The 24011-nt window shown below is 62.4% G+C and carries 21 protein-coding genes and 1 tRNA gene; 15 read left to right on the plus strand and 7 right to left on the minus strand.

Annotation, left to right across the window (positions count from 1 at the left end; translation table 11 throughout):
- Positions 1 to 276 precede the first annotated feature (276 nt).
- Positions 277 to 2310 (plus strand): DEAD/DEAH box helicase, encoded by a 2034-nt coding sequence (locus tag AC1DWZ_RS10705; RefSeq protein ID WP_477168876.1) that lies wholly within the window; start codon positions 277 to 279, stop codon positions 2308 to 2310.
- 6 nt (positions 2311 to 2316) lie between these two features.
- Here the strand turns inward: AC1DWZ_RS10705 and AC1DWZ_RS10710 are convergent, their stop codons facing one another.
- Positions 2317 to 2757, minus strand: a complete 441-nt coding sequence (locus AC1DWZ_RS10710) for a hypothetical protein (RefSeq protein ID WP_477168877.1) — start codon at positions 2755 to 2757, stop codon at positions 2317 to 2319.
- A gap of 19 nt (positions 2758 to 2776) precedes the next feature.
- Positions 2777 to 2853: transfer RNA gene (locus tag AC1DWZ_RS10715), tRNA-Arg, on the minus strand.
- A 147-nt stretch (positions 2854 to 3000) separates the two neighbouring features.
- Here AC1DWZ_RS10715 and AC1DWZ_RS10720 point away from each other — a divergent pair.
- Positions 3001 to 3279 (plus strand): DUF3572 family protein, encoded by a 279-nt coding sequence (locus AC1DWZ_RS10720; protein WP_477168878.1) that lies wholly within the window; start codon positions 3001 to 3003, stop codon positions 3277 to 3279.
- 41 nt (positions 3280 to 3320) lie between these two features.
- Here AC1DWZ_RS10720 and AC1DWZ_RS10725 read toward each other — a convergent pair whose 3' ends face one another.
- Complete coding sequence (locus AC1DWZ_RS10725) at positions 3321 to 4304, minus strand: alpha/beta fold hydrolase (RefSeq protein ID WP_477168879.1); 984 nt, start codon at positions 4302 to 4304, stop codon at positions 3321 to 3323.
- A 7-nt stretch (positions 4305 to 4311) separates the two neighbouring features.
- A complete protein-coding gene (locus AC1DWZ_RS10730; RefSeq protein WP_477168880.1) occupies positions 4312 to 5283 on the minus strand; it encodes an ABC transporter ATP-binding protein in 972 nt (323 codons plus the stop codon).
- A gap of 103 nt (positions 5284 to 5386) precedes the next feature.
- Between AC1DWZ_RS10730 and AC1DWZ_RS10735 the strand changes: the two genes are divergently transcribed.
- From AC1DWZ_RS10735 to AC1DWZ_RS10745, 3 genes are read left to right on the plus strand one after another with little or no spacing between them, the layout of a single operon-like run.
- Entirely contained in the window at positions 5387 to 5563 is a 177-nt protein-coding gene (locus AC1DWZ_RS10735; protein WP_477168881.1) for a zinc-finger domain-containing protein, read from the plus strand.
- Positions 5564 to 5591: 28 nt separating this feature from the next.
- A complete protein-coding gene (polA, locus tag AC1DWZ_RS10740; RefSeq protein ID WP_477168882.1) occupies positions 5592 to 8441 on the plus strand; it encodes a DNA polymerase I in 2850 nt (949 codons plus the stop codon).
- Positions 8438 to 8698 carry a hypothetical protein gene (locus AC1DWZ_RS10745; protein WP_477168883.1) on the plus strand — a complete coding sequence of 87 codons (261 nt, stop codon included), beginning with the start codon at positions 8438 to 8440 and terminating at the stop codon, positions 8696 to 8698. The genes polA and AC1DWZ_RS10745 overlap by 4 nt, the downstream gene beginning before the upstream one ends.
- Before the next feature lie 223 nt (positions 8699 to 8921).
- Here the strand turns inward: AC1DWZ_RS10745 and AC1DWZ_RS10750 are convergent, their stop codons facing one another.
- Positions 8922 to 9488: a helix-turn-helix domain-containing protein gene (locus tag AC1DWZ_RS10750; protein WP_477168884.1), complete on the minus strand. Its 567-nt coding sequence runs from the start codon at positions 9486 to 9488 to the stop codon at positions 8922 to 8924.
- 45 nt (positions 9489 to 9533) lie between these two features.
- On the opposite strand from AC1DWZ_RS10750, the gene AC1DWZ_RS10755 reads away from it, so the two are divergent.
- On the plus strand, positions 9534 to 10049 hold the full coding sequence (locus tag AC1DWZ_RS10755) for an N-acetyltransferase family protein (protein ID WP_477168885.1): 516 nt from the start codon (positions 9534 to 9536) through the stop codon (positions 10047 to 10049).
- 71 nt (positions 10050 to 10120) lie between these two features.
- Here AC1DWZ_RS10755 and AC1DWZ_RS10760 read toward each other — a convergent pair whose 3' ends face one another.
- Complete coding sequence (locus AC1DWZ_RS10760) at positions 10121 to 10804, minus strand: lipid-binding SYLF domain-containing protein (protein WP_477168886.1); 684 nt, start codon at positions 10802 to 10804, stop codon at positions 10121 to 10123.
- Between the two features lie 220 nt (positions 10805 to 11024).
- On the minus strand, positions 11025 to 11786 hold the full coding sequence (gene ubiG / locus AC1DWZ_RS10765; RefSeq protein WP_477168887.1) for a bifunctional 2-polyprenyl-6-hydroxyphenol methylase/3-demethylubiquinol 3-O-methyltransferase UbiG: 762 nt from the start codon (positions 11784 to 11786) through the stop codon (positions 11025 to 11027).
- Between the two features lie 191 nt (positions 11787 to 11977).
- On the opposite strand from ubiG, the gene AC1DWZ_RS10770 reads away from it, so the two are divergent.
- From AC1DWZ_RS10770 to prmC, 9 genes are all read left to right on the plus strand, one after another.
- Positions 11978 to 13231, plus strand: coding sequence for an aspartate kinase (locus AC1DWZ_RS10770; RefSeq protein WP_477168888.1), 1254 nt, complete (start codon positions 11978 to 11980; stop codon positions 13229 to 13231).
- Positions 13232 to 13271: 40 nt separating this feature from the next.
- The gene (locus AC1DWZ_RS10775; protein WP_477168889.1) at positions 13272 to 14345 is read left to right on the plus strand and encodes an NAD(P)H-dependent flavin oxidoreductase; all 1074 of its coding nucleotides are present in this window, start codon (positions 13272 to 13274) and stop codon (positions 14343 to 14345) included.
- Positions 14346 to 14349: 4 nt separating this feature from the next.
- Positions 14350 to 16629 carry a phosphoenolpyruvate--protein phosphotransferase gene (gene ptsP / locus AC1DWZ_RS10780; RefSeq protein ID WP_477168890.1) on the plus strand — a complete coding sequence of 760 codons (2280 nt, stop codon included), beginning with the start codon at positions 14350 to 14352 and terminating at the stop codon, positions 16627 to 16629.
- Between the two features lie 192 nt (positions 16630 to 16821).
- Positions 16822 to 18009: a RodZ domain-containing protein gene (locus AC1DWZ_RS10785; RefSeq protein ID WP_477168891.1), complete on the plus strand. Its 1188-nt coding sequence runs from the start codon at positions 16822 to 16824 to the stop codon at positions 18007 to 18009.
- A gap of 212 nt (positions 18010 to 18221) precedes the next feature.
- Complete coding sequence (gene ispG / locus AC1DWZ_RS10790) at positions 18222 to 19337, plus strand: flavodoxin-dependent (E)-4-hydroxy-3-methylbut-2-enyl-diphosphate synthase (RefSeq protein ID WP_477168892.1); 1116 nt, start codon at positions 18222 to 18224, stop codon at positions 19335 to 19337.
- Positions 19338 to 19387: 50 nt separating this feature from the next.
- Complete coding sequence (gene hisS / locus AC1DWZ_RS10795; protein WP_477168893.1) at positions 19388 to 20632, plus strand: histidine--tRNA ligase; 1245 nt, start codon at positions 19388 to 19390, stop codon at positions 20630 to 20632.
- Positions 20616 to 21884, plus strand: a complete 1269-nt coding sequence (gene hemA, locus AC1DWZ_RS10800) for a glutamyl-tRNA reductase (RefSeq protein WP_477168894.1) — start codon at positions 20616 to 20618, stop codon at positions 21882 to 21884. The genes hisS and hemA overlap by 17 nt, the downstream gene beginning before the upstream one ends.
- Positions 21885 to 21887: 3 nt before the next feature.
- A complete protein-coding gene (gene prfA, locus AC1DWZ_RS10805; RefSeq protein WP_477168895.1) occupies positions 21888 to 22964 on the plus strand; it encodes a peptide chain release factor 1 in 1077 nt (358 codons plus the stop codon).
- Positions 22961 to 23830, plus strand: a complete 870-nt coding sequence (gene prmC / locus AC1DWZ_RS10810; RefSeq protein ID WP_477168896.1) for a peptide chain release factor N(5)-glutamine methyltransferase — start codon at positions 22961 to 22963, stop codon at positions 23828 to 23830. Before prfA ends, prmC begins: the two co-directional genes overlap by 4 nt.
- Positions 23831 to 24011: the final 181 nt, after the last annotated feature.

Raw genomic sequence — 24011 nt, forward strand, 5'->3', positions numbered from 1 at the left:
TGGCGATCTGGCTGCCGCACTTTGCCCAGAATCGGGCCCTGCCGACAAGAATAGGACCCGATCCCGCACTTTCCTGGGTTCGGCCATGCGGGGTTAAGCCGCACGAAGATAATTGGCGCTTTGCCGCCCTTTGGGGTATTTAGCGCGGCATATACCCACAGGCGCGCCGCCGACGGGCCAGAAATCCAGTAAATCGATCCAGAGGCCGATAGGGGCCAGGATCGTCGGGTGGGCCGGAAAAAGGTGCCCCTACACCTCTTTCCAGATCGGACAATCATGCCTTTTCCATCGACCAATGCGGCGCTCGAACGTGCTTTGCAGGCGCGCGCCTATCTTGAACCGACTTCCGTGCAGTCAGCGGTCCTGGCCCCCGAAGCTGCCGAACGCGACCTGCTGGTCTCCGCCCAGACCGGTTCCGGCAAGACTGTCGCCTTCGGCCTTGCCATGGCCAGCACGCTGTTGGGTGATTCCGAACGCTTCGAGCGTGCCGCGGAACCCCTGGCCCTCATCATCGCGCCGACGCGCGAACTGGCGATCCAGGTTCATACCGAACTCAGCTGGCTCTATGGCGAGACCGGCGCCAAGGTGATTTCCTGCGTCGGTGGCATGGATGCCCGTGCCGAGCAGCGCCTGTTGTCCGGCGGCTGCCATATCGTCGTCGGCACGCCTGGCCGTCTGCGCGATCATCTTGAGCGTGGCCGCCTCGACATTTCGGCCCTGAAGGCTGTGGTGCTGGATGAGGCCGACGAGATGCTCGATCTCGGTTTCCGCGAAGATCTCGAATTCATCCTCGATGCCACGCCGAAGGCCCGCCGCACGCTGTTATTCTCGGCCACCATCGCCAAGGAAATCGCTGCCCTTGCGCGCGACTATCAGCAGGATGCCCTGCGCATCGACACCCAGGTCCGCAACCAGGCCCATGGCGATATCGACTACCGGGCCATTCGCGTAGCACCCACCGATGTCGATCATGCCATCGTCAATGTGCTGCGCTTCTATGAAGCGCGCGCTGCCCTCGTTTTCTGCCACACCCGCGAAGCCGTCCGTCATCTGCATGCCAGCCTCCAGGAGCGTGGCTTTGCCGCCGTGGCGCTGTCCGGCGAGCTCAGCCAGACAGAGCGCACCCATGCGCTGCAGGCCTTGCGCGATGGCCGCGCCCGCGTCTGCGTCGCCACTGACGTTGCCGCACGCGGCCTCGATCTTCCCGATCTCAGCCTGGTCATCCATGCCGATCTGCCGCGCGAGAAGGCGACATTGCTCCATCGGTCCGGCCGCACCGGCCGTGCTGGGCGCAAGGGCATCTGCGCCCTTATGGTGCCGTTCCAGCGCCGCCGGCGCCTGGAACAGCTGCTCGCCACGGCCAACATCAAGGTGACCTGGCAGGACGCGCCCAAGGCCGAAGAAATTCGCGCCCGCGACCAGGAGCGGATGCTGGAAGATCCGTTGCTGAAGGAAGAGATGACGCCGGAGGATCTGGTGCTGGCGCAGGCCCTGCTCGCCGGCCGCACGGCGGAAGAGATCGCAGCGGCGCTCATCCGCCTCTATCGCTCGCGCTTGCCGGCGCCTGAAGACATGTTCGACAGCGGCCAGGCGGATTTTACCGAGAACCGCCGCGACTATCGCAGCGATGACCGCGGCGAACGCAGCGAGGGCCGCTTCGAGCGCAAGCGCCGCGACGAGGGTCCGCGCGACAGCCACAGCGATGGTCCGGTCTCCTGGTTCCACATGAATGTCGGCCGCGAAAACAATGCCGACCCGAAATGGCTCATTCCGCTCATCTGCCGGCGCGGTCATGTGACCAAGAAGGAAATCGGCTTCATCAAGATCTTCGACAAGGAAACCAAGTTCGAGATCGCCGCCGATGCCGCCGGCCGGTTCATGAGCGCCGTCGAGAAATCGGGCGATCAGGAAATCAGCATCAAGCCAACCACACCGTTCAACAAGGATGGCGGCCGCTCGAATGCCGACAGGCTGACCAAGGAAGGTGCGCCCGCGGAGCGGATGCCACGCAAGTTTGCCGGCCAGGGAGATCGTCCCCGCGATGGCGAGCGGCGTCCCTTCGCCGCCAAGCGCACCGAAGGTTTCGCCCGGCCGCGCGACGACAAGGCGCCCTTCAAGAAGGAAGGCCGCGGCTTCGAGGGCAAGCGCTCGAACAACCCGAAATTTGCCGAAGCAAAATCAGAGGGTTTCAAATCGGACCGGCCAAAATTCGATAAGCCGAAGTTTGATAAGCCCAAATTCGATGGGCCCAAATTTGATCCGGCTGGCAAGGCGAAGAAGAAGCATCGCAAGGGACCGAGCCGGCCCTAATAAGCGTCAGTCCAGCAGCGCGTTGACGTCGAGCGGGGCGAGGTCCGGGGCAACCCAGACCCGCCGCGCTTCAAGCGACATCAAGCGCGTTTTGCTCCAATAATCGAGCGGCAGGTTACGCCGCGCCAGTGGGCTGGCCAGGAAATCAGCGACGATCTCGCTAAGGGCGCGACCGGCCTCGACGCGGCCCAAATAGGCGCGGATAAGGGCGATGTAAAAGCGGGTAATGGTCTCGTGATAACCATCGTCATCGCTGTTGGGCGTGCCGGTCGCCTTGTTATAGCGCCAGATGATTCTGGGCAATTCCAGCGACACATCGATGTCCGGCCGCTGCCGCAGCAGATAGAGGCAGGCGATGCAATGGGCCGCATGCGTCCAGTGCGCCTTGGGCAGGCTGCGATCGAGCAGCCCCTCGCCAATGCGCGCAATTTCTGCGTCTGAATGCATGCTAAGTATTTGAAAAGATTGGCGCACCCGATACGATTCGAACGTACGACCTTTGCCTTCGGAGGGCAACGCTCTATCCAGCTGAGCTACGGGTGCATGCCTTGCGCAATCGGCCGGAACATAACCGGGGGCCCCAAGCTTGGCAAGGCCGGGACTCCAAGCTTCGCAAGCCTTAGTGACCGCCGCCCCGGCCGCGCTACAATAGGGCCGGAACCCATTCCAACCTGCCCGGAGTCCGCAGCGATGCTCCTGAAATCACCCAAAGCGCCACCGCCCGATCCGGAAGCCCTGGCGCTGCAAGCGCTGGCCTTTCTCACCGCCGACGATGATCGGCTGTCGCGGTTTATGGGCCTCACCGGGTTGGACGGCAGCGCCTTGCGCCGCATCGCCCACGATCCCCATGGATTGGGTGCCGTCCTCGACTATCTGTTGGGGTTTGAGCCGTTGCTGCTGGAGTTCGCGGCCGAGATCGGAATCGACCCCGCGGTCATCGCCAGCCAGCGCCACCGTCTCCCTAGCTGAGCACAGGGCTAGCTGAGAATCGGGCTGGCCGAGCGCCGAATTCACTCCGGCTGCTTATCGGCGCCGCTTGGCAGGGGCGCCGCCGGATCGCGAATCCAGGCGGCCATATCGTCATAGATCGTCTGTGCATCGAGATCGCGCAGCATCATGTGATAACCATGCGGATAGAGGGCCACACGGCCCTCGGCGGGCGGCAGTTTCGGCAGCGTGGCGAGGAAGCGGCCAACCGAGTCCGATGTCAGGATGTCTTCCCGGTTGCCGAACATGATCAGCCAGCGCGGCGTGGGGCCGAGCTTGGCGCCGGCGTCAAAGGCGCGGGTCATCAGCTCGACCAAGCCATAGGCCGTGTCAACGCGGGTCGCCTTGATCACCTTGGGATCGCGCCCCATCTGGCGCAGCATCTGATAATTATCCGAAGGTTCGCGATAGACGCCGTTCGGCTGCACGGCCACTCGCGGCATGATGGCCATGGCAAAATCGAAGATCTTGCGGTTGAGTGAACTCTGCGTTTGCCAGCCCCAGATCGCGGGTGCCGCAAGGATGATGCCGTCAACCGGCATGTCCACCTGCTCTGCGACTGCAGCAAGAATAACGGCGGCTCCCATGCTTTCGCCCAGCAGATAGACGGGCTTGTCCGGGTGCGCCGCCTTGGCGAGCCGCGCTGCTGCTGCAAGGTCGCTGATCATCTGGTCGGATCCTGCCCAGATACCGTGCTGCGGAGATCCGCCAAAACCACGCTGGTCGAAGGCGTAGAGGGCAAAGCCGCGCCGGGCCATGCCCTTGCCGGGTGGGTCGAAGGCGCGGTTGTAATCGTTGAACCCGTGGAGCCCGATGATCGAGGCCTCGATCGGCCGATCCCAGGGCAGCCATGTTTTCATCGGCAGGTCGACGCCGTCGGCAGTATGGAACGCCTTTGCCGTGAAGGCCGGTCTATCGGTGGGTGGCCCGATCTCCTGCCATTGCGGGGTGCAGGCCGCTGCCAGCAAGCCAACCGCCAACAAGGCGACGAGGCGGCCCATGTTCATGGCCGGATCAAGCCGATTGTGGCTGACGGCGCGTCAGCTCGAGGAAAATATCTTCGAGATCGGTTTCGACCGTCGAGAGATCGACGATTTCAAGATGTGTCGCGCGGATGGCATCCAGCACGGCACCGACTTTGGTCTGGCTCGGCCGGTAATGGAGCTTCAGGCGCCGCGGCCCAGCGAGGACGGGATCGAAATTGGCAAGCGCTGCAGGTGCCTCGGTCAAATCCGCGCCAACCGTGATAACCACTTCCTTGCGGTCGAGGCGGCTGACCAGGGTTGAGGTCGGCTCGCAGGCGATCACCTTGCCATGGTTGATGATGGCGATCTGGTCACAAAGCTCCTCGGCTTCCTCAAGATAATGGGTGGTGAGCAGGACGGTGACGCCGGCCTTGTTCAGCTCCCGCACATAGGCCCAGAGCTGCTGGCGGAGTTCGACATCGACGCCGGCCGTGGGCTCGTCGAGCACCAGGACGGGCGGATTATGGACCATGGCCTTGGCCACCATCAGGCGCCGGCGCATGCCACCTGACAGCGTCCGTGCATAGGAATTTGCCTTGTCACCGAGCGAGAGCGCCTCCAGCAATTCCATGGTGCGGCGCTCGGCCTTGGGCACGCCATACATGCCGGCCTGCAAATCCAGGAGATCGCGCGGGGTGAAGAACGGGTCGATGTTGAGCTCCTGCGGCACCACGCCGATGGCCGCGGCGGCATGGCGCGGGTCAGCATCGAGGTCGATATCCCAGACCTTTACGTGGCCTTCCGTCTTGCGGACCAGCTGCGCCAGAATATTGATGAGGGTCGATTTTCCGGCGCCATTAGGCCCCAGCAGGCCGAAAATCCTGCCCCGTGGAATCGCCAGATCGACATGGTCGAGGGCCAGTTTCGGGGTCTTTTGACCATTGCTGCCGGCATAAATCTTCACCAATCCCTTGATCGAGACGGCAAGCTCCGGCAAAGAAACACTATTGTTGGGGGCCATGATGGGATTTGCGACCAAATATGAGGGATCGGCGGTTGCTTCGCCTATCCCGCCTGCCTATCATTGAGACATGTGAAGCGTCAACGTCGAGCCGAGTAGCCAAATGGAACCGATCGAAACCGAAATCGTCACCAAAACCCGCATTGCCTGTGATGGTGGTGGCGACCCGTCCGGTCATCCCAGGGTGTTTCTCAACCTGGGAAAGGATGGCCATGTCGATTGCCCCTATTGCGGCAAGCATTTCGTTCTCAAGGAAGGCGCGTCCGCCGGCGCACATTGAGCGGTCCCATTGAGCGACTGGCACCCTGATGTCCCCAGATTCCGCGAAGGCTGATTCCAAGAAACCGGACCACGTCTATCTCATCGACGGGTCGGGCTATATCTTCCGGGCATTCCACGGATTGCCGCCGCTCAGCCGCAGCGATGGCACGCCTGTCAATGCCGTGCTCGGCTTCACCAATATGCTCCTGAAGCTCATCGAGGATTCGGACGCCGAATATATCGCCGTCATCTTCGATGCCGGGCGCCGCACGTTCCGCAACGACATCTATCCCGACTATAAGGCGCACCGGCCGGAAGCACCGCCGGAGCTCATTCCACAATTCGCCCTCATCCGCGAAGCGACACGCGCCTTCAATGTGCCAGCGATCGAGATGAAGGGCTTTGAAGCCGACGATTTGCTGGCCACCTATGCCACGCAGGCGGCGGCGATGGGTTCGAACGTCACCATCGTTTCGTCGGACAAGGATCTGATGCAGCTGGTGAGCGACCGCATCTCGCTCTTTGATCCGATGAAGAACCGCCGGATCGGCCATCAGGAAGTGGTGGAAAAATTCGGCGTGGGGCCGGAAAAGGTGATCGATATCCAGGCCCTGGCCGGCGATTCCTCGGACAATGTCCCTGGCGTGCCCGGCATCGGCATCAAGACGGCGGCGGAACTGATCACGACCTATGGCGATCTCGACACGCTGCTGGCCAAGGCCGGCGAGATCAAGCAGCCCAAGCGTCGCGAAAACCTGGTCAACAATGCCGATCTTGCGCGCATCAGCCGCGATTTGGTGACCTTGAAACGCGATGTGCCGGTCGAGGTGCCGCTCTCTGAGTTCGGCAAGCGCGCAATCGATGGGCCGACGGCGATGGCCTTCCTGCAGGTGAATGAATTCCGCGCGCTGGCTTCCAAGGTGCATTCGCGTCTGACGGAAGCTGGTATCAAATCGGCGCGCGCGGCGGGTTTGCCCACGCCTGCTTCTGCTGCGGACGCCACAGCGCTCGGGTCGGCAAATCCGGCGCCAGCGCCAGCTGCCAAGATCGGCAGCGGCTATGAACTGGTGCAGGACGAAGCCGCTCTTCAGGCTTGGATCGCGCGCGCCACAAAGACGGGCGAGCTTGCCTTCGACATCGAAACCACCTCGCTCAACGTCAATGAAGCAAAGCTGGTCGGCATGTCCTTGGCCACCGAAGCCGGCCTTGCCTGCTATGTGCCTGTGGGTCATGTGGGCACGACCGGTGATCTGCTGGGTGGCGGTGCCGAAGCGCCGCGCCAGATTCCCATCGATCGTGCCATTGCGCTGCTGAAGCCGCTGCTGGAAGATCCGTCAGTGCTCAAGATCGGGCACAACATCAAATATGACATGGCGGTGATGGCGCGCTACGGGATCAAGGTGGCGCCGATCGACGATTCCATGCTGATTTCCTATGTGCTGGAAGGCGGTGCCCACGGCCATGGCATGGACGAGCTTTCCGAACTTCATCTCGGCCACAGCACGATCAAATTCAACGACGTCGCTGGCAGCGGCAAGGCGCAAGTCACCTTCGATCATGTGCCGCTCGACAAGGCATTGGCCTATGCGGCGGAAGATGYCGACGTCACCTGGCGCCTCCATCAATTGCTGAAGCCGCGCCTGGTGGCGGAACGCCTCAACACGATCTATGAAACCATCGAACGGCCGCTCATTCCGATCGTGGCCGAGATGGAACGCGCCGGCGTCAAGATCGACGCGGCCGAACTCAGCCGCCTCAGCCAGGATTTCGCCAAGCGCATGGGCGAGATCGAGCGCGAGATCCATACCATCGCCGGGACCGAATTCAATGTCGGCTCACCCAAGCAATTGGGCGAGATCCTGTTCGACCAACTGAAGCTGCCGGGCGGCAAGAAGGGCAAGACCGGCGCCTATTCGACCGGCGCCGATGTGCTGGATGAACTGGCCCTGACCTCCGGTCATCCGCTGCCGCAGAAGGTGCTCGACTGGCGCCAGCTTTCCAAGCTCAAAAGCACTTATACCGATGCGTTGCCGCTTGCCATCAATCCGGAAACCGGCCGTGTCCATACCTCGTTCGCACTGGCGGCGACCTCCACCGGACGCCTCGCCTCAACCGATCCCAATCTGCAGAACATTCCCATTCGCACCGAAGAAGGTCGCAAGATCCGCCGCGCTTTCGTGGCGGAAGCGGGACACATCCTGCTTTCGGTCGACTATAGCCAGATCGAACTGCGCTTGGCTGCCGAGATGGCCAACATCGAACCGTTGAAACAGGCTTTCCGCGAAGGCGCCGACATTCATGCGATGACTGCAAGCCAGGTCTTCGGCGTCCCCATCGAAGGCATGGACCCGATGGTGCGCCGGCAGGCGAAGGCGATCAATTTCGGCATCATCTACGGTATTTCGGCTTTCGGCCTGGCGCAGCAGCTCAGCATTCCGCAAAGCGAGGCCAAGGCCTATATCGAGGCCTATTTCAAACGCTATCCCGGCATCCGCGACTATATGGACCGGATGAAGAAATTCGCCCATGAGAAGGGCTATGTCGAAACCCTGTTCGGCCGGCGCTGCCATGTGCCGGGCATCAACGACAAGAACCCGGCCAGGAAGAGTTTCATGGAACGTGCCGCCATCAATGCGCCGCTCCAAGGGACCGCAGCCGACATTATCAAGCGCGCGATGATCCGCATGCCGGGAGCCTTCGCGGCTGCCGGCCTCAAGGGCCGCATGCTCCTCCAGGTGCATGACGAATTGCTGTTCGAAGTGCCGGTGGCCGAGGCCGAAGAATCGTCCCGCGTTGCGCGCCAGATCATGGAGCAGGCGCATCTGCCGGCCCGCCAGATCTCCGTGCCTTTGATCGCCGATGCGGGGACTGCCCTCAACTGGGCCGAGGCGCATTGATCGCGGTCCTGGATGTCCTGGCGATCGGCACGGCGCTTTACGCCGCGTGGCTTTGGTATCTTGCCAGCCGCCACAAATTACGCCGGGTGAAGCACAACGAGGTGCTGGATGCCCACGACATCAACCGCATTATCGTCTCGATCAACCGCACACAAATCCTGAACTCGCGCGCGGCACTTGCCACCGCCGTTTCAGCACTGACCGTGGCACTGCGATTCTTGGCGAGTTTTCTGACCGCAGCTCTGCAGACTCAATAGGGCAGTGGCCCATTGGCTGGATTTGGCTGAAGCTTGATGCCTTTGCACGCGTCGCATCGGGACGTTATTAGCTATTTGATTGATGGGTCGAGCGTGTTGCGCCCCCACCCAACCTTCCCCCTGAAGGGAGAGGGCTTTCTGACCAAGTTCGCAATGAATACTGCGCTCCAACCCCCTCTCCCTTCAGGGGGAGGGTTGGGGTGGGGGCCGGTGCCGTAGTTCATCAACGCCGCAACAAGGCGACGAGATAGCGGCATGGTTTGCGGCCGGTATTTTCGAAAGTGCAGTCGCTGGGCGGGCCGAGATGCAGGCAGTCGCCGGTGCTGAGGTCATGGACCTTGCTGCCTTCGGTGAAACTGAGATGGCCGTCCAGCATCCAGATCACCTGTCGCACGAAGGCAAATGATGACGCGGGAAAGGTCACGGACGCACCTGGCGGCAATTCGACATCGGTGAGCTCAAGCGGGAGATCCGCCGAGGCGAACACCTGCCGGCGCGTGTAATGCGTCGCCGGATCTTGCCACACAGGCTGATCGGCTACTTTCACCAGACCGCTTTTGTTGCCCTCAGCGCGCTGGAGAAGGGTCGACAAAGTGAGGCCCAGCGCCCCTGAAATGCGTCCGAGCAGGGAGGCGGTGGGGCTGGCCTCCGCGCGCTCGATCTTGCTCAACATCGCTTTCGAAACGCCTGAGCGCTCGGCCATTTGCGCCAGCGACCAGCCGCGCGCTTCGCGTTCACTGCGGATGCAATCCGCCAGTTGTTCGATGCCATCGTCTACTATAGTTGACATTTGTCTACTTTATAGGATGATGGGGTTGATGGCAAGGAGAGAGACATGCTCATACGCGCGGCAACCGAGACCGACCTCGCTGATATTCTGGCGATCTACAATGATGTGATCGCACATTCGACGGCGGTCTATGCCTTGGAGCCTGTAGGTCTGGATGAGCGGCGCACCTGGTTCGACGGCCGAAAGGCCCTGGGCTATCCGGTCCTCGTCGCGATCGACAATAACGAGGTCATCGGCTTCGCCTCTTTCGGCGATTGGCGCGGTTCTTGGCCGGGCTATCGCTACACGGTCGAACATTCCGTTCATGTACGTGGGGACCGGCGCGGCCATGGTATCGGCCGTCAGTTGGTGGAGGCATTGTTCCCGCTGGCGTTGGCGCAGGGCAAGCATGTCATGGTCGGTGGCATTGATGCCGAGAACGCGGGATCACGGCGCTTTCATGAGAAACTGGGTTTCACACCTGCCGGCCATTTTCGCGAGGTCGGTCACAAATTCGGGCGCTGGCTCGATCTTGTCTTCGTTCAGCGCTGCCTCGATGCGCCCGGCGCGCAGCGCAGCTGACGGCGCGGTTCGCATATGAAAACGGCCGGGATGTTGTCCCGGCCGCTTGTCATTATCGCATGAGCCAAGGATCAATAAGGTGACAGGGCGTTCACCAGATCCTTGGTGTTCGGATTGGAGACCTTGCGGTCGATGACGATCTGCTGCGGCAGGACGCCCGGACCGTAATAGGCGGCGTTCCAATCGTTCTTGCGCAGGATGCCGGCGCCGTTGAAACTCACGCCACCGAAGAGGCCCGCAGTCTTGGAGAAGGTGTAGACGTCGGCCTCAAGATTGGTCGTCGTGTTGGCACCCACACCCTTGCCGACCGGGCCTGCCGCCACCGACATGTCGCCGCCAAACTTCATCTGGTCATTGAGGACCGATTGCAGGGCCTTGTCGCTCATGATGGTGAAGATGGTCTCGGACGTCTGGCCGCCGACCTGCAGGCCGACCGAGCCGGCTGCCAATGTATAGAAAGCCGGTTGGCTCCAACCCTTGCCTGGATCGCGCACCATGAGGACGCCGTTGCCGCCTTCGCCGCCGATGACGAAGCCGGCCTTGAAGAGGTCCGGGAAGATCATGACCGCCTTGGCGCGCTTGAGGTATCCCGGCAGCTCGCCGAATTCATAGGAGCCGATCAGCTTTTCGAAGGAGATGCGGGCCTTGTCGATCAGCTCCTGTTGTGGCGTCAGCGCTTGGCTGGGAACGATTTGACTGACCATCAAACTTACGGCGAACGCGGTCAAAGCCGTCAATTTCCGCAAGAAGCTCATCTTATATCTCCCGTTCTCGCCGCTACCGGGCGAACAATCTCAATGAAGCCCGGCCTTAACCCGGGGTGCCCGCCTTGGTTCCCGTCGAATATTAACGAGATCCTGTGGCGCCACCCGACTCGGGGGGCGAGGCTCCGTCAGAAATAACGCTGCGCCTTGTGGGGCGCAATGCGGCGTCATGGCCGGTCACGCAGGTTTGAGAGCGCCGTGGGCGAGACAGCTACTGGGGTTTGACGACGGCCATGTAATTGACGTCGAGATCGCGGCTGAGATGGAAGGTGTCTTTGAAGGGGCTGTAGGAGACGCCGGTCAGTTCGGCGATCCCTAAGCCATGACGGCGCAGGCCGCGGGCCATTTCCGAGGGGCGGATAAAGCGGTTCCATTCATGGGTGCCCTTGGGCAGCCAGCGCATGACATATTCGGCGCCAATAATGGCCACGGCATAGCTCTTGATCGTGCGCGACATGGTGGCGATGAACATGATCCCGCCTGGCTTGAGGAGGCGGCCGCAGGCTTCCAGGAAGGCGTCGACATCGGCCACATGCTCGATGATTTCCATGGCCAGCACGACGTCAAACTGCTGTCCCTGGGCCACCAGATCCTCGGCGGCGCAGTTGAGATAGGTGGCCTTCACGTCGCCTTGCTCGGCATGGAGGCGGGCGACCTCGACGTTTCGCGGTGTCGCATCCACCCCTGTAGCCTCGGCGCCGAGTCGCGCCATGGGCTCGGTCAGCAGGCCGCCGCCACTGCCGATGTCGATCAGGGTGAGGCCGGCGAGGGGGGCCGGATCGTCGGTGTTGCGGCCGAAATGGGCCGAAACTCGGTCGCGAATGAAACTCACCCGCACCGGATTGAGCCGGTGCAGCGGCCGGAATTTGCCCGCAGGATCCCACCATGCTTCCGCCATGGCGGCGAACTTCTCGATCTCCGACCGGTCGATGGTGGTTTTGAGCGCGCCGCTGCTAGCCGGTCCGGGGACCATGAGAAAAACCCTTCAAACGATTGAAAAACAGGCCGAGAATCGGGCCGGAACGCTTGCGTCTGCCGTCCCGGTTAAGTATGGATACGCGCGCCCGGTAAAACAAGATTTCACCCGCCTCTATTTCACAGGCCCAGGTTTAGCGGGTGATGTCGTATTTTACCGGTTATTCGAAGGTTTAGGGGCAATTCCCGATGAACGCAGCAGTCCGGCAGATTGGGTCCAAGAAGGCCCGGATCGTGATGAAATTCGGCGGCACCTCGGTCGCCAATATCGAGCGTATTAAAGCCGTTGCTTTGCGCGTAAAACGCGAAGTCGACGCTGGCAATGACGTGGCCGTGGTGGTTTCCGCCATGTCCGGGGTCACCAACCAGCTGGTCGATTGGTGCAAGGAACTGGCGCCGCTGCATGATGCGCGGGAATACGACGTCGTTGTGGCATCGGGCGAGCAGGTGACCAGCGGCCTCACCGCGATTGCGCTGCAGGAGCTTGGCGTCAATGCGCGCTCCTGGCTCGGCTGGCAGGTGCCGATCGCGACGGATGATGCCCATGGCAAGGCGCGCATCGTCTCGATCGCCAATGAAGATCTGGAGAAGCGCTTTGCCCAGGGCCAGGTGCCGGTGTTCGCGGGCTTCCAGGGTGTCGGTTCCGACAACCGGGTGACGACACTGGGCCGTGGCGGGTCGGACACGTCGGCTGTGGCGCTGGCGGCGGCGATCAATGCCGACCGTTGCGATATTTTCACGGATGTCGACGGCGTCTATACGACCGACCCGCGAATCGTCGCCAAGGCGCAAAAGCTCGATAAGATTACCTATGAGGAAATGCTGGAGATGGCGTCATTGGGCGCCAAGGTCCTGCAGACCCGATCGGTTGAGATGGCGATGAAGCATCGCGTGCGGCTCCAGGTTCTCTCCAGTTTCGAGGACAAGCCCGGCACGATGGTGGTGGATGAGGAAGAGATCATGGAAAAAGAATTGGTAAGCGGTATCGCCTATAGCCGGGACGAGGCGAAGATCACGCTCATCCGCGTGGCCGACAAACCGGGTATCGCGGCCGGCATTTTCGGCCCGCTGACCGATGCCAACATCAATGTCGACATGATCGTCCAGAACATTTCCGAGGACGGCCAGACCACCGACATGACCTTCACCGTCTCGAAGGGCGATTTCGACCGCGCCAAGCAGGTGCTGGAAGGCAGCCGTAACACGCTGAGCTACAAGGAACTGATCTCCGACAAGAATGTCGTGAAGGTCTCGGTGATCGGCGTCGGCATGCGCTCTCATGCCGGTATCGCCCAGCGCATGTTCAAGGCCTTGGCCGAGAAGGGCATCAATATCCAGGTGATCTCGACCTCCGAGATCAAGATCAGCGTCCTGGTGGCTGAAGAATATACTGAACTGGCTGTGCGCGCCTTGCACACGGCCTATGGTCTCGATGCTGATTAAACGACGGCCGAGTAACGTTACCTAACGCAGGAGTTTCCACATGGACCGTGCCCACGCGTCTGCTCACCTCGATGAGCTGTGGCAGCGTGGCCGCGAGTTCCTCGGCACGCGCTATGCCATCATGGGTGGCGCGATGACCTGGGTCTCGGAACGCCATCTGGTCTCCGCCATCTCCAATGCCGGTGGGTTCGGCGTCATTGCGTCGGGCTCGATGCCACCGCACATCCTGGAAGCGGAGCTGAAGGCAACGCGCGGGATGACCGATGCGCCTTTCGGCGTCAACCTCATCACGCTTCATCCGCAGCTCGATCAGCTGATCGATGTCTGTCTCGATCTCAAAATGTCGCACATCGTGCTGGCCGGCGGCCTGCCGCCGGGCGGCGCCTTGAAGCGCATCAAGGAAGGCGGCGCCAAGGCGGTGTGCTTTGCCCCGGCCGTGGCGATCGCCAAGAAGCTGGTCAAATCCGGCTGCGATGCCATCGTCATTGAAGGCATGGAAGCGGGCGGCCATATCGGTCCGGTCTCGACCAGCGTGCTGGCGCAGGAAATTCTGCCGGTCATCACCGATGTCCCGGTCTTCGTGGCGGGCGGCATCGGCCGCGGCCAGGCGATGCTGGGCTATCTCGAGATGGGCGCATCGGGCGTGCAGCTTGGCACGCGGTTCGTCTGCGCCACGGAATCCATCGCGCACCCCAATTTCAAGCGCGCCTTCCTGCGCGGCAATGCGCGCGATGCGATTCCTTCGACTCAGATCGATCCCAGGTTTCCGGTTATTCCAGTGCGCGCGCTCGCCAATGACGGTACGCGCAAGTTCATGGAGATGCAGCGTCAGGTCATCGACCGGTTCAATGCCGGCGAGCTCGACCAGAAGGCGGCGCAGCTGGAGATTGAGCATTTCTGGGCCGGTGCGCTGCGGCGCGCGGTGATCGACGGCGATGTCGAGACCGGGTCGGTCATGGCCGGCCAGTCGGTCGGCATGGTGACGAAAGAAGAGCCCACTGCCGAGATCATCCGCGACTTCATCGATGGTGCCCTGGCGGCCTTGGGCGACCGGCGTCACCCGTCGGCGCAGGCTCAGGCGCCGGCCGACAGACCTCTTACGCAGCAGGGATGACCCGATGAGCCAGCAGGGTGGCCCCGGTGGTGATCTGACGGGCGCTCGGCTGTTGCTGAAACGCATCCGGACGACGATGGCGCGCAACCTGCCGGCGCAGCGCCGGCTGGACGAGGTCGTGCGCACCATCGCCGGCGCCATGGTGGCCGAAGTCTGCTCGGCCTATGTGCTCCGCGCCGGTGAAGTCCTGGAACTGTTCGCGACCGAAGGGCTCAAAGCAGAAGCCGTGCATTTGACGCGCCTGCGGGTCGGCGAAGGCCTGGTGGGTGACATTGCCAGCCACGCGCGGCCGCTGGCCCTGGCCGACGCGCAGCACCATCCGCAATTCGCCTATCGCCCGGAAACTGGTGAAGAGCTCTATCAATCCTTCATGGGCGTTCCGGTGCTTCGCTCCGGGCGTGTGCTGGGCGTTCTTGTCGTTCAGAACAAGACCCGGCGGCATTATACCGAGGAAGAGGTCGAGACACTTGAGACTGTCGCCATGGTGGTGGCGGAACTGGTCGCTGGCGGCGAGCTGGTCGGGCGCGAGGAATTGTCGCCGGTCACGGGCATCGGTGTTCTGCCGGAGCGTCTTGAAGCGCTGGCGCTGGCCCCCGGCCTGGCGCTGGGCACCGCAGTGCTGCACCAGCCCGACATCACGCTGACGCAATTGGTTGCTGAAGACCCGTTGCGCGAGATCGACCGGCTCGACGATGCCTTCAGTTCGATGAAACTGGCGCTCGATGAATTGCTGACCGAGCATGAAGGCAATGCCGGCGAGCATCGCGAAGTGCTCGAAACCTATCGCATGCTGGCGGAAGACCGTGGCTGGGCCAACCGCATCATCGAGGCCATTGAAACGGGCTTGACCGCGGAAGCTGCCGTGCAGAAGGTCCAGAACGATATGCGCGCCCGCATGCGCGACATTCAGGATCCTTATCTGCGCGAGCGCCTCTCTGATCTCGACGATCTCAACAATCGTTTGCTGCGCCATCTGCTCGGCATCCAGGAATTGCCTGAAGCGCGTGAGCTGCCGGAGAATGCTATCCTGGTTGCGCGCAACATGGGGCCAGCGGAACTCCTTGATTACGATCGCCGCCGCCTGAAGGGCGTGGTGCTGGAGGAGGGCACGGCGAGTTCGCATGTCGCCATCGTGGCGCGCGCGCTCGACATTCCGCTGCTCGGACATTGCACGGGCCTGATGACCAAGGTCCAGGCCGGTGATTCGCTGGTGCTCGATGGCGAGAACGAGCAGATTTTCCTGCGCCCATCGGAAGATATCCTGCAGGCCTTTGCCATCAGCATGAACGCGCTGCAGGCGCGCCAGATCAGTTACGCTGCCAATCGCGACCTGCCGGCCATTACCAAGGATGGCGTCGATATCAATCTGATGATGAATGCCGGCCTGCTGATCGATGTCCCACAGCTGGCGGCGACCGGCGCCAGCGGCATCGGCCTCTATCGCACCGAAGTCACCTTCATGGTGGCGCACACCTTTCCTGACGTCGCGCGGCAGCATGACGTCTATCGCCGTGTGATGGATGGTGCTGAAGGCAAGCCGGTGATCTTCCGCACGCTCGACATCGGCTCGGACAAGGTGCTGCCCTATTGGCACCGCGATGCCGAAGAAAATCCGGCCATGGGCTGGCGGGCGCTGCGCATCTCCCTCGACCGGCCCGCCATGCTGCGCCAGCAATTGCGCGCGATGATCCTGGCCGCTGCCGGTCGTGCCCTTCACGTCATGTTTCCGATGGTGGCGCAGGTCGAAGAATTCGACGATGCGAAGGAAATCCTCGATCTCGAATTGCAACGTGCGGAAGAGAAGGGCAGCGAACTGCCGACATCGGTCCGCGTCGGCGCCATGTTCGAAGTGCCCGCACTCTATTGGCAGATGGAAGAGGTGCTGGACCGTGTCGACTTCCTCTCCATCGGCAGCAACGATCTGGCGCAGTTCGTGTTTGCAGCCGATCGCGGCAACACGCAATTGCAGGGTCGTTACGACACGCTCTCGCCGGCCTTCTTGCGGCTGATCGGCGCCATCATCCAGGCTGGCAAACGACGCAGCAAGCCGGTCGGCCTGTGTGGTGAGATGGCGGGTGATCCCATCGATGCGATGGCGCTGCTGGCACTTGGCCTCAGGTCATTTTCCATGGCGCCGCCGGCCATCGGTCCACTCCGCGCCATGGTCCGCAGCCTCGATCTGGGGCAGTTGGAGGCCTATGTGGCGGCCCTGGGTTCGCAACGCGGGCAGGACATGCGCAGCTCCTTGCGCGCTTTCGCCCGCGATCACGGGGTAGCCCTTTGAGCCTTCAGATAAGGGTTCGATTGGGGGTCCGGCGGGTGCAATCGTACCTCAGTGTGTGTTTCGGGCGATCTGATGGCGCCGCAAGCGTTAAAGGCGATTGCGATTAAGGATCGACGAAGATATATAACTAGTTGACTCGGCGTGGCCTTTTGCATCGGCCACGGTGTTGATGGCGGTAACCAGGATCGCTTTATGGCCAGTCGAAAAGTGGGAATGTTCGGGGTCGAACCGAACGAGTTTATTGATGATCGCAATGAGGATGGCGTTGCCGCCCTGTTGCGCCGCCGCCGTGAAGAGCTAGGCCGGGACGTAACCACCGTCGCCCGGCAACTCCGGATCCGCGCCGTCTATATCAATGCGATCGAAGACGGGCGCCTGCAGGACCTGCCGGGGACTGCCTATGCCGTGGGCTTTGTGCGCGCCTATGCCGATTATCTGGGCCTTGATGGCAACAGCATCGTCGGCGATTACCGGGACGAACTGGCCCGGCGGTCGCGCCAGAACCAGCTGATCTGGCCGGTCGACCAGGTCGAACACAAGCATTTCCCGGGTGGTATCGTCCTGGTGGTCTGTCTGCTGGTGGCTGGCGCCCTTTATGGCGGCTGGTATTTCGCCTCGCAGCCCGGTGGCACCGGGATCGATCTGATCGATCAAGTGCCTGAATTCATGAAGAAACAGACCAGCGGCGATGCTCCGGAAGGAACCGCGGCGCCGGTCGAGGAAAGCAGCGGGCAATCAGGTGCCGCGACGCAACCAGCGGCGCCTGACAATGCTGGCGACAATAGTGGGTCGACACCGGCGAGCGCCCAGGCTTCGCAGGCACCAGTTCCGGCGCCGGCGCTTGCCCCCGCGACGGCGGCTATTGCCGGTGCTGTTGAACAGCCGGCGACGCCTGCCGCGACCGGTTCGACCACGGCCGAGGTTCCGGCTGCCGTGCCGGCGGCACCGGCGGCTGACCAGCCTGCAGTGGAAGAGGAAGCCGCGGACGCAACACCGGAACCGCAGCCGCTCGACCAGGCCGGTACCCAGGCCCAGACGGTGCCTGCTGATCCGCAGGCCGAAGCGACGGCCGATGCTGAATTGCCGGCGGCGCAGGTCGCCGCGGCACCGGTGGCGACACCCGGCAAGCGCATCGTCTTGCGCGCCACCAAGGATTCCTGGGTCGAGATTTTCGATGCCAAGGAAGAGGTTGTCCTGCAGCGCATCCTGCGTGCGGGCGAAACCTTTGCCGTGCCGGACCAGGCCGGGTTGACCATGAATACCGGCAATGCCGGTGGCGTCGTGATCGAGCTCGATGGGAAGGCCCGCCCCAGCCTGGGGTCGGTCGGTGTCGTGAAGCGCGGCGTCAAACTCGACCCGGTCTCCCTCGGGGGCCAATAGTCGGCTGGTCAATAACCCTCTGAACTGGCACATTATTCCTGTGTGACAGATCGCGGCAGGCGAGCGGCCGGGGCTTGATCTTTTGCCCCAGGCAGCGCATGTTCTGAACGAAATACGCCGCCAGGAAAGCCCGGCAAACCTTGAGAGAGCGGGGCCGGTAGTGGCGCTTGACCCAATAGCCGCCCCTTAGCCAGTTGTGAGCGAAGAAACCCATGAGCGTTCGGCCCTATCGCGATATCCAGCGCCGCAAATCCCGCCAGATTCGCGTCGGTAACGTCCTGGTCGGTGGCGACGCCCCGATCAGCGTGCAGACAATGACCAACACCCTCACCACCGATGTGGCGGGAACGGTCGATCAGATCAACGCGGCGGCGGCGGCGGGTGCGGACATCGTGCGCGTCTCGTGCCCCGACGAGGATTCGACCAAGGCGCTGAAGGACATCGTCCGCCAGGTCACGGTGCCAATCGTCGCGGACATCCATTTCCACTACAAGCGCGGCATCGAAGCGGCGGAAGCGGGTGCTGCGTGCCTGCGCATCAATCCGGGCAATATCGGCAGCGCCGACCGTGTGCGCGAAGTCGTGAAGGCCGCCAAGGATCATGGCTGCTCGATGCGGATCGGGGTCAATGCCGGCTCGCTCGAACGCGAACTGCTCGAGCGTTATGGCGAGCCGTGCCCAGAGGCCATGGTCGAAAGCGGCCTCAACCACGCCCGTATCCTGGAAGATCATGACTTCCGCGAGTTCAAGATCAGTGTGAAAGCGTCGGATGTGTTCCTGGCGGTTGCGGCCTATCAGGGCCTGGCGGACGCCTGCGACTATCCGCTTCATATCGGTATCACCGAAGCTGGCGGCTTGCGCATCGGCACGGTGAAGTCGGCGATCGGCCTTGGCTCCCTGCTGTGGGCCGGCATCGGCGATACGGTACGTGTCTCGCTCTCGGCCGATCCGGTCGAAGAGGTGAAGGTCGGCTTCGATCTGCTGAAGTCGCTCAATTTGCGCCATCGCGGCGTCAACATCATTTCCTGCCCGTCTTGCGCGCGGCAGAATTTCGACGTCATCAAGACTGTGGAAGCGCTGGAAAAGCGCGTTGCCCACATCACGACGCCGATGTCGGTCAGCATCATCGGCTGTGTGGTCAATGGCCCCGGCGAAGCGCGTGAAACCGATATCGGTTTCACCGGCGGCGGCAACAACACGCATATGGTCTATCTGGCCGGCAACCAGCATCATCGGTTGAAGGATCAGGACATCGTCGAGCATATGGCCGAGCTCATCGAGCAGAAGGCCGCGGCGATCGAAGCTGCCAAGGCCGAAGCGGCCGAATAGCAGTCCGCCGAAGACAATCCCTAAGCAAAGAATACCCGGGGAACTCAACGATGTCAGGTTTGCAGCCGGTTCGCGGCACCCATGATCTGTTGCCAGACGACATGCGTCGCTTTCGCCGTGTCGCCGATACGGCGTGTCGTGCCGCCCTGTGTTTTGGCTATCATGAAGTGGCAACGCCGATCTTCGAATTCACCGAAGTGTTCAAGCGCACCTTGGGCGACACCTCCGACGTCGTCACCAAGGAGATGTATACCTTCACCGACAAGGGCGGCGAGACGATCACGCTGCGTCCCGAAGGGACAGCGAGTGTTGCCCGCGCCCTCATTTCCGGCGGCCTCACGCAGCATCTGCCGCTGAAGTATTTTTATGTCGGCCCGATGTTCCGCTACGAGCGGCCGCAAAAGGGCCGCATGCGCCAGTTCCACCAGACCGGTGTCGAACTGCTCGGCATCAAGGAACCAGCCGGCGATGTCGAGGTGATTGCCATCGGTGTCGAATTCCTGCGTCGTATCGGTGCCTGGGACCGCTGCGAGCTGGAGCTCAACACGCTGGGTGATGCCGCCAGCCGGCAGGCCTATCGCCAGGTCCTGGTCAGCTATCTCAACGGCTATCGCGACCAGCTGTCCAAGGAAAGCCTGGAGCGGCTGGAGAAAAATCCGCTGCGCGTGCTGGACAGCAAGGACGAGGGCGACCAGAGGATCGTTGCCAATGCACCGATCTATACCGACTATCTGACCGACGCGGCGAAGGCCTTCTTCGACGAGGTAAAACAGGGCCTGGAAGCTTTGGGCATTGCCTATCGCATCAACCCACGCCTGGTGCGTGGTCTCGATTATTATTGCCACACCTGCTTTGAGATCACCTGTCCCGATCTCGGGGCACAGAAGACCGTGCTGGCCGGTGGCCGCTACGACGGCCTCGTTGGCATGATGGGTGGGCCGGAAACACCGGGCGTCGGCTGGGCGAGCGGCGTCGAACGCTGTGCCATGCTGCTTGCCGAAACGCCGCGCGCCCCGCGTCCGATCGCGATCGTGCCGCTGGGCGATGCTGCCGAGCGCAAGGCAACGGCCCTTGCCGGCCAATTGCGGCGACAAGATTTCATCATCGATCTCGGCTATTCGGGCAATATGGGCAAGCGCATGAAGCGCGCCAACAAGATCGATGCCGTAGCTGCCTTGATCCTGGGTGATGATGAACTTGCCCGCGGTGAGGCTTCGTTGAAACTGCTCGACAGTGGCGAGCAGAAAACCGTTCGTCTTGACGATTTAGAGGCGGCGCTTGCCGCCTATCGGTGATCCGCTTGGGATAGCGCCGCGCACATTCCTGGTCGTCGGTGCCGAACACAAGCGGGCGCCGTTGCTGCTGCGCGACCGGTTGCAGGGCGACGAATCCGATGCCCTTCACCTGCTGTCGCGCTGCCGCGAGATGGGGCTCGACCAGGCGATGGTTCTTGCGACCTGCGATCGTTGCGAAGTGTGGGCGGCCGTCACCGACGACACGCGGGCCGCGGCTGACATCACGACGCTCATTGCCGAAGCTGCCGGCGGCTCGGTTCCAGAAGTGGCACCGCAGCTCCATTATCTCAGCGACGGCGCGGCCTTGCGCTATGCGTTTGCCGTGGCGGCCTCGCTGGAAAGCCAGGTGATCGGCGAGCCGCAGGTCCTGGGACAGGTCAAGGAAGCCTATCGCCTCGCCGGCCGCACCGGCATGTCCGGCTCGACGCTGGATGCGATCCTGCAGGCGGCACTTGCAACGGCCAAGCGCGTGCGCAGCGATACCGATATCGCCGCGCAATCCGTGTCGATGGCAGCCTGTGTCGTGAAGCTCAGCCGCCAGGTGCATGGCAAGCTCGACAAGGCCGGGGCGCTGTTGCTGGGCGATGGCGATCTTGGCGATCTGGTTGCCGATCATCTGAGCGAAGCCGGCATCAAGCGCTGGTCGGTCGTGCACCCGAGCTTGTCCCGGGCACGCGAACTGGCAACACGCCGCCAGGCGCATGCCGCGGCCTTCGATGGTCTGGAACAGGCGCTGGCGGATGCCGATATCCTGGTCGCGGCTCTTGATAGCCTCAGCTACGTCGTGACGGCACCGATGATCGCGGCCGCCCTCAAGAAGCGCCGCCGCCGGCCGATGCTCCTCCTCGATCTTGCCATCCCTGGCGACATCGATCCGGCGATCGATGCGATCGACGATGCGTTCCGCTATGGCTTCGACGATCTCGAACGCCTTGCCATGTCGGGTCGCAAGGAGCGCGCGAAAGCGATGCAGGCGGCCTATGCCATTGTCGATGAAGATTTGGCCCAGTTTCAGCGGGCGCAGGAAGAGCGTGGCGCCACGGACATGGTGGCTGATCTGCGGTCGCATTTCGAGGCTGAACGCCTGGCGATCCTCGCGGAAAATCCGCAGATGGATGCGGCTGAGGTCACGCGCCGCCTGGTCAATCGCCTGCTGCACCGCCCCATCACAGCCCTGAAGCAGGGGCAGCCGGAAAAATCGCTCGACGAGGCGGCGCGCCGTCTGTTCGGGCTTGACCGCAAGCAAGAGTAACCCATGTCGTTCCGCGATAAACTTGGCCGCGTCGTCAAGCGCCACGAAGAACTTTCGTCCCTGCTCGCTGCCGGCGGGCAGAAGGATGCGCAAGAATTTGCGCGCCTCTCCAAGGAATATTCCGATCTCGGCCCCATCGTCGAAGCGATCACAGATCTGCAGAAGACGGACCGCGAGATCGACGATCTCACCGCCATGGTGGCTGACCCGCAGGCCGATGCCGAGATGAAGGCGTTGGCGGAGGATGAACTCGGCGAATTGAAGCGCCGTCTGCCGGCCCTGGAACAGCAGGTCAAGGTGGCTCTCCTGCCCAAGGACGAAGCCGATGCGCGCAATGCCATTCTCGAAGTGCGCGCGGGCACCGGCGGTGAAGAGGCGGCCCTGTTCGCAGCCACGCTGTTTCGCATGTATGCGCGCTATGCGGCGTTGAAAGGCTGGCGCTTCGAACCCATGGATATCAGCGAGACGGGCCTGGGTGGCTACCGTGACGCCACCGCGAACATCACCGGGCGCAATGTGTTCGAACGCCTGAAGTTCGAATCGGGCGCCCACCGCGTTCAGCGCGTGCCGGAAACCGAAGCCTCCGGCCGCATTCATACGTCGGCCGCGACCGTCGCCGTTCTCCCGGAAGCCGAGGATGTCGACATCAAGATCGATGACAAGGATCTGCGCATCGACGTGTTCCGCTCCAGCGGTCCCGGCGGCCAGTCGGTCAACACCACGGACAGCGCTGTCCGCATTACCCATTTGCCGACCGGTCTTGTCGTGCAGCAGCAGGATGAAAAGTCGCAGCACAAGAACAAGGCCAAGGCGCTCAAGGTCCTGCGCGCCCGGCTCTACGATCTGGAACGCTCGAAGCTCGATGCTGCCCGGTCCGCCGACCGCAAGAGCCAGGTCGGCTCCGGCGACCGGTCAGAACGCATCCGCACCTATAATTTTCCGCAAGGCCGGTGCACCGATCACCGGATCAATCTTACCCTCTATAAGCTCGACAAGATCATCGAAGGTGAGGCGCTGGACGACATTATCGAGGCGCTGATCTCCCATGATCAGGCCGAGAAGCTGGCTGAGGTCGAGTGACAGGCAGCCTGCGCATCGCCGATCTGCTGAGCGAGGGCATGACCGCCTTGCGCAAGGCCGGCATCGAATCACCGGCAGGTGAGGCGAGGTTGCTGCTGGGTGTCGCGGCGCAATTGCCGCCGGCGATCATGATCGGCTTTCCGGAGCGAAGCGTGGAGGCGGCAGCGGCCGAGGCCTATCGCGCGCTGCTCGCAAGGCGCGCCGATCGTGAACCAGTGTCGCATGTTCTGGGCCGGCGCGAATTCTGGTCGTTGCCCTTTGCCGTGACCAGCGACGTGCTCGACCCGCGACCGGACAGCGAGGCGCTCATCGAAGCCGTGCTGGACGAAGTGTTTGACCGTCAGGCCCCTGTACGCATTCTGGACCTCGGCGTCGGTTCCGGTTGCCTGTTGTTGACGCTGCTCCACGAACTGCCGAACGCGAAGGGCTGGGGCATCGACATCAGCCCCGCCGCACTGGCGGTGACCGAGCGCAATGTCGCCGGGCTGCGGCTCGAGCAGCGCGCGACGCTGCGCGAAGGCGCCTGGGATGCAGCACTCACACCGGCCGATCCACAGACGTTCGACATCATCGTCAGCAACCCACCTTATATTCCGACCGCAGATATCGCCGGACTAGAACCTGAAGTCGTACGTCACGAACCACATCTTGCATTGGACGGCGGCGCAGACGGGCTCAATGCCTATCGCGATCTGGCACCGATCGTCCGCCGCTTGCTGGCCAAGGATGGCTTGGCGGCACTTGAGATCGGTATCGGCCAGGGCGAGTCGGTGCGGGCGCTTATGCAAACTGCTGGCCTCATCTATGTCGGCAGTAATCGGGACCTTGGTAACCGCGAGCGTTGCCTGCTGTTCCGCGTGCCATAAATACTGCTATCTTATCAATCAATTAACCTTTGCCGGCCAGTCACCTGATTGTCATCGCGAGATCGCCGCTGAGACAAAATAGTTGTTGGAATTCAGAGGCGAAGCAGATACGGTTTGCGCGGCATCGGGGCGAGGTAATTGGGTGATGGCCATAGGGCCAAACCGCCCCCCACTGGGCCTC

This window comes from Dongia sp. P2_B8 (genome assembly GCF_056404715.1).